The sequence below is a fragment of the Burkholderia sp. KCJ3K979 genome (assembly GCF_016759955.1).
GTDB classification, from domain to species: Bacteria; Pseudomonadota; Gammaproteobacteria; order Burkholderiales; family Burkholderiaceae; genus Burkholderia; species Burkholderia orbicola.
Map to the genome: position 1 here is coordinate 1 of NZ_JACFYV010000313.1, position 5918 is coordinate 5918.

At 68.6% G+C, this 5918-nt stretch carries 5 protein-coding genes; 4 read left to right on the forward strand and 1 reads right to left on the reverse strand.

Features of this window, described 5'->3' with window-relative positions; translation table 11 throughout:
- Together H3O04_RS33405 and H3O04_RS33410 are read left to right on the forward strand one after the other, a co-directional pair.
- A partial coding sequence (locus H3O04_RS33405) for an NfeD family protein (protein ID WP_202589316.1) occupies positions 1-1064 on the forward strand: 1064 nt, incomplete at its 5' end.
- Complete coding sequence (locus tag H3O04_RS33410) at positions 1061-1834, forward strand: slipin family protein (RefSeq protein WP_034175199.1); 774 nt, start codon at positions 1061-1063, stop codon at positions 1832-1834. The genes H3O04_RS33405 and H3O04_RS33410, both read left to right, overlap by 4 nt.
- A gap of 92 nt (positions 1835-1926) precedes the next feature.
- Here H3O04_RS33410 and H3O04_RS33415 read toward each other — a convergent pair whose 3' ends face one another.
- A complete protein-coding gene (locus H3O04_RS33415) occupies positions 1927-3204 on the reverse strand; it encodes an HAD family hydrolase (protein WP_202589317.1) in 1278 nt (425 codons plus the stop codon).
- Between the two features lie 508 nt (positions 3205-3712).
- Here H3O04_RS33415 and H3O04_RS33420 point away from each other — a divergent pair.
- Positions 3713-4612 carry a M24 family metallopeptidase gene (locus H3O04_RS33420; protein WP_185921176.1) on the forward strand — a complete coding sequence of 300 codons (900 nt, stop codon included), beginning with the start codon at positions 3713-3715 and terminating at the stop codon, positions 4610-4612.
- Positions 4613-4653: 41 nt separating this feature from the next.
- On the forward strand, positions 4654-5918 hold a 1265-nt coding region (locus tag H3O04_RS33425; RefSeq protein WP_202589318.1), incomplete at its 3' end, for an SDR family oxidoreductase.

Below are 5918 nucleotides of genomic sequence, written 5' to 3' on the forward strand. Positions count from 1 at the left end.
CCGCACCGCCGGGCGCGAATCCGGCTGCGCCGCGGCCGACCGGTGCATCGGGTGCCTCGGATACGCCTGGCGCGGCGGCCGCGCTGCCGACCGACACGCAATCGACCGAGATCCGCAAGGCGATGCAGGATGCATCCGCTTACATCCGCGGCCTCGCGCAGTTGCGCGGGCGCAATGCCGAATGGGCCGAGCGCGCGGTGCGCGAGGCCGTGAGCCTGTCGGCAAACGAGGCGCGCGCGCAGCATGTGGTCGACCTGATCGCGCAGGACCCGGCCGATCTCGCGCGCCAGCTCGACGGCCGCGCGGTGACGACGACCGCCGGCACGCTGCATCTCGCGACCGCGCACGCGCCGCTCGTCGTGCTCGCGCCCGACTGGCGCAGCCGGTTCCTCGCGATCATCGCCGATCCGAACGTCGCGCTGATCCTGCTGACGATCGGCATCTACGGCCTCTTCTTCGAATTCGCGAACCCCGGTTTCGTGCTGCCGGGCGTCGCCGGCACGATCTGCCTGCTGGTCGGGCTGTTCGCGATGCAGTTGCTGCCGGTCAGCTATGCGGGCCTCGGCCTCGTGCTGCTCGGGCTCGGCTGCCTCGTCGCGGAGGCGTTCCTGCCGACCTTCGGCGTGCTGGGGTTCGGCGGCATCGTCGCGTTCACGATCGGCGCGCTGATGCTGATCGACACCGACGTGCCCGGCTACGGGATTCCATGGCCCGTGATCGCGAGCCTCGCGCTCGGCGGCGGGCTGCTCGTCGCGGGCGTGTCGAGCGTCGCGCTGCGCGCACGGCAGCGCCCGGTCGTGACGGGCGCCGAGGCGATGCTCGGCAGCATCGGCGAAGTACTCGACGACGGCCTGCAGCCGGACCAGCCGCCAGGCGCGGCCGGCGCACCCTCGTCGGCCGCCGGCTGGGCGCGCGTGCACGGCGAGCGCTGGCGCGTGGCGAGCAGCACGCCGCTGGCCGCCGGCTGCCGCGTGCGCGTCACCGGTCGCCACGGGCTGACGCTGACGGTCGCGCCGCTCTACGACGTGCCCGCACCCGCCCATCCGCAGGGAGAACCTTCATGATCGGTTACACGTTCGGCTTCAGCAGCGTCCTCATCGTCTTCGTCGTGGTGCTCGTCGCGTCGTCGATCCGCATCTTTCGCGAGTACGAGCGCGGTGTCGTGTTCATGCTCGGCCGGTTCTGGAAAGTGAAGGGGCCGGGGCTGGTGCTGATCATCCCGATCGTCCAGCAGGTCGTGCGGATCGACCTGCGCACCGTCGTGTTCGACGTGCCGGCGCAGGACGTGATCACGCGCGACAACGTGTCGGTGAAGGTCAATGCGGTCGTGTATTTCCGCGTCGTCGATCCGGAAAAGGCCGTGATCCAGGTCGCGCGCTTCTTCGAGGCGACGAGCCAGCTCGCGCAGACGACGCTGCGCGCGGTGCTCGGCAAGCACGAACTCGACGCGCTGCTCGCCGAGCGCGAACAATTGAACGCGGACATCCAGAAGACGCTCGACGCGCAGACCGATGCGTGGGGGATCAAGGTATCGACGGTCGAGATCAAGCACGTCGACCTGAACGAGACGATGATCCGCGCGATCGCACGGCAGGCCGAAGCCGAGCGCGAGCGGCGCGCGAAGGTGATTCATGCGGAAGGCGAATTGCAGGCGTCGGAGAAACTGCTGCAGGCCGCGCAGCGGCTCGCGCTGCAGCCGCAGGCGATGCAGTTGCGCTATCTGCAGACGCTGACGACGATCGCGGCGGACAAGAATTCGACGATCGTGTTTCCGCTGCCGGTCGATCTGCTGGGGGCGTTGCTGGATCGGTTGGGCCCGTCGCGCGAGCCTTGAGACGCGCGTGCGCCGTCCCGCAAGACGCCCCGGGCCGATGTCGATGAGCGCGGGAGCTGCGACCGGCGCCCGGCGGCCCGCGCCCGCCCGCGTCAGGCCAGCAGCTTGCGCTCGGCCTTGCCGTACTTGATCGACTTCTCGTCCGGAATCATCAGCCCCGTGTGCTCGTCGCGGCCCTGCAGCAGGAAACGCGCGTCCGGGTTGCCGATCTGTTCGGCCGCGAGCTTGCTGTCGGCGCCGATCTCGCCCTTCTTCATCCGGTTGACGATCACGCCGGCCGCGGTGTCCTTGAAATCGCGCAGCATCCACGCATCGCCGTCGCTGTCGCCGAACACCAGCAGCGGGCCGTAGCCCTTCTTCGACGCGAGCACGTTGCGGATGCCCACCGTCTTGCCGGGCCCCCAGTTGAAATGCCAGCCGACCGGATAGGTGCTCGTGTACTTGCCGTCCTGCATGTCGAGACGCAAGCCGATCACGTTCTCGGGCGGCACGCCGTAGCCATAGTCAGGATTGCCGGCGAACACGCGCACGACGTCGTCGAGCGACGCAGTGCTCACGTACACGTCGATGCCGTTCGCCCGCAGCGTGTGCATCACCGCGCGGATTTCCTCGTGAATGCGGATGCCGTGGAAATGCGTATCGGCCACCACGCCGGCCTTGCCCGGCAGCGCCTTCGGGCTTTCGTAGCGGACCTTGCGCAACGCGTCGCCGATCCCGTAGTTGTTCGACGCTTGCGCCATCGCCTGCAGCTCGGCGGTCGTCATGTTCTGGTAGAAGTAGATGATCCACTTGTAGCCGACTTCGAGCGGATGCGTGTCGCAGATCGCGTCGTACATGAAGTACAGCTTCGCGCGGAAATCCTTGAACTGATCGGTGTCACGAATCTCGTCGAGGCTCTTGTCGCCGCCGAGGCCCTGGTAGTTCGCATGGAGCCAGCGGTAGTCGGACTCGACGTCGGCCGCGAGGTCCTCCATCGTCACCGGCTTGCCGTCGACGGTCGTGTAGTCCTTCATGAACGCGCCCTTCGGCACGTCCTTCCACATCACGGCGACGAATTCGTCCGGCGTCAGCTTGTACTGCAGATGGTTGATCTGGTACATCAGCAACGCCTCTTCGCAGTCGTTCATGATGCACGTGTTGTCCCAGTCGAACACCGCATACGGGCGGCGCTTTCCGTCGTAGCGGGCGCTCGCGACGCCATGCTGGTCGAGCACCGCCTGCAGGCGCGCGGCGTTGAACGGCGACCAGCGGCCGGGGTCCAGCGCGTCCGGGGCGGTTGCGCTCTTCGCGCCGGCGATGCCGGCCTTGAGCATCAGCGGCGTCGCAGCGGTCGCCGCGGCAAGGGTGTTCATGAACTGGCGGCGTTGCATGGTCTCTCCGTTGAAATGCCGAATCGGCTTCGGTCGCTGCCCCGCGCGACGCGCGGCACGCCGGCCTCGCGAAGCCGCAAAGGCTTCGAATCGGGGCGGATGATGTGACGAAATTATTTCGGCAATTTGACAGCGTCCCGCCGCGACGCGACGGGGAGTTGATCCGGCGCGACATGCCGGGCCGTGCGGAAGCCTTGCCTGGCGATCCCGTCGACTTCCCCGCTGGGGACGCACGGACAAGCAACGCCCATCCCGCCCCGAGCGCCTGAAATCTAGAGCTTCCCCTCCATTTCGGCCCTTCATTAGGAGAAGTCCTCATCTCCAAGGGCTGGCGCGCGACCGCGAACCGGCTATGATCATTACATTACTCAATGACACATTAAATGCTGACTGAATAAGCCGTATGGCGATGGACGCCGGCGGATGCATCCAGATCAGCACCCCAAGCCTTGCCCAGGACCCGCCCTACGCCGAGACGCAAACGCGGGCCGACACATGGAGACGCATCATGACCGCCCACCATCCGCTGCCGGAAGTCCACCTCGACGAGCTGCCGCAATTCCGCGCGGTCCAGCAACTGGCCTACCGCTGCGTCGAAACCGTCGGCGCGATGCTCTACCCCGGCATCACCGAGAAGGAGGCCGCTCGCCTCCTGACCGAATGGCTGCAAGACAACGGCGTGCACGACTGGCTGCACAAGCCGTTCGCGTGGTTCGGCGACCGCACCGCGTTCGAGGGCTTCTCCGGCCTCAAGCACATGGGCGGCTTCAATCTCGCGTTCTTCCCGAGCAACCGCCAGCTCGAAACCGACATGCCGGTGATCCTGGATGTCGCGCCGGTGCTCGACGGCATCGTCGCCGACGTCGGCTACGCGCACTGCCTGGGCCGCAACCCGATCCTCGAGCAGTTGCAGGACGACCTGATGGACCATCGCGACATGATCGTGCGGCTCGTGAAGGCGCGCCGGCCGATGGCGGAAGTCGCGCAGGAAGTCGACGCGCTGTGCCGCCGCCAGGGCGTCGAGCCGCGCCACAAGGCCTATCCGTTCAAGGTGCTCGCGCATCGCGTCGCGAAGATCCACAAGCTGTCGAAGCCGCGCTTCGTCGCGCGCTTCGGGCTGAACGCGACGCGCAACCTGCTGCTCGACCAGGGCCGCGCGGCGAAACAGCAGGGCTGGTCGCCGCTGTGGTCGATCGACCGCCGCTCCGAGCATGCGCCGGTGCCGGGCCTGTGGGCCGTCGAGCCGCATCTCGGCTTCGCCGGCGTCGGCGCGAAATTCGAGGAGCTGCTCGTGATCACCGATGACGACGCGTACTGGCTCGACGAGGATCTGCCGCACGTGCGCCGCTGGCAGCGCCGCCAGGCCGAGCGCGCGCAGCCTGCGTCGACCTTGTCGGCCGCCGCCTGACGAACCACCCACCTCCCGACTCCCTGAACGACGGACTCACGATGCAGCCTCTTTCCGACGAAGCGCCGCTGGCCCTGTTCGAATCGGTTCACAGCGAAACGGCGGTCGCCTCCGGCGAGCTGACGCTCGCGGTCCGGACCTGGGGCGACCCGGCCCGCTCGCCGGTCGTGCTGGTACACGGTTATCCCGACGACAGCAGCGTCTGGCAGCACGTCGCGCCGCTGCTCGCGCGCCGGCATTACGTGATCGCGTACGACGTACGCGGCGCGGGCTTGTCGGGCGTGCCGACGCGCACGGCCGACTACCATCTCGCGAAGCTGACCGACGATTTCGTCGCGGTGATCGATGCGCTCTGCCCCGGCCGCGCCGTGCATCTGGTCGCGCACGACTGGGGCTCGATCCAGGGCTGGGAATTCGTCACCGACCCGCGCCTGGCCGGCCGCATCGCGTCGTATACGTCGTGCTCGGGGCCGTGCCTCGACCACGTCGGCTTCTGGCTGCGCGAACGCGTGCTGCGCCCGACGCCCGCGTCGCTGGCGAAGCTCGGCGGCCAGCTCGTGCGTTCGTGGTACGTCTATCTGTTCCACCTGCCGTTCATCCCGGAGCTCGGCTGGCGACTGTGGCTCGGCCGCGCGTGGCCGGGCCTGCTGCGCCGGCTCGAGAAAACGCCCGCCGCGCCGCGCCCGACCCAGGCCGACGACGGCGCACACGGCGTACGGCTCTATCGCGCGAACTTCATCCGCTGCCTGTTCGCGCCGCGCGAACGCTACGCGCACGCACCGGTGCAGACGATCGTGCCGCTCGGCGACAAATACGTGAGCCCCGCGCTGTCCGAGAACCTGTCGCGCTGGGTGCCGCAGTACTACCGCCGCGAAGTCGCGGCCGGCCACTGGCTGCCGCTCGCCGATCCCGCGCGCTTCGCGGCGCTCGCCGGGCAGTTGATCGACGCGGTCGAATCCGGCGACGAACCGCCCGCGCTCGCGAACGCGCGCCGTCGCGCCACCAGCGGACGCTTCAGCGGCAAGGTCGCGGTCGTCACCGGCGCGGGCAGCGGGATCGGCCGCTGCGCGGCGCTGGCCTTCGCACGCGAAGGCGCAACGGTCGTCGCCTGCGACATCGATCTCGCGAGCGCCGAGCGCACCGCGCTGCTGATCGGGCTGACCGGCGCCCAGGCCCATGCGAAACGCGTCGACGTCGGGTCCGCCGACGAGATGGAAGCGCTCGCGGCATGGGTCGGCAGCGAACTCGGCGGCGCGGACGTCGTGATCAACAACGCGGGCATCGGCATGGCCGGCGGCATCCTCGA

What these genes read in the sequence shown, in the direction of transcription:
- H3O04_RS33410 (WP_034175199.1), top strand. Translation starts at nt 1,061, where the DNA reads ATGATCGGTTACACGTTCGGCTTCAGCAGCGTCCTCATCGTCTTCGTC.
- H3O04_RS33415 (WP_202589317.1), bottom strand. Translation starts at nt 3,204, where the DNA reads ATGCAACGCCGCCAGTTCATGAACACCCTTGCCGCGGCGACCGCTGCG.
- H3O04_RS33420 (WP_185921176.1), top strand. Translation starts at nt 3,713, where the DNA reads ATGACCGCCCACCATCCGCTGCCGGAAGTCCACCTCGACGAGCTGCCG.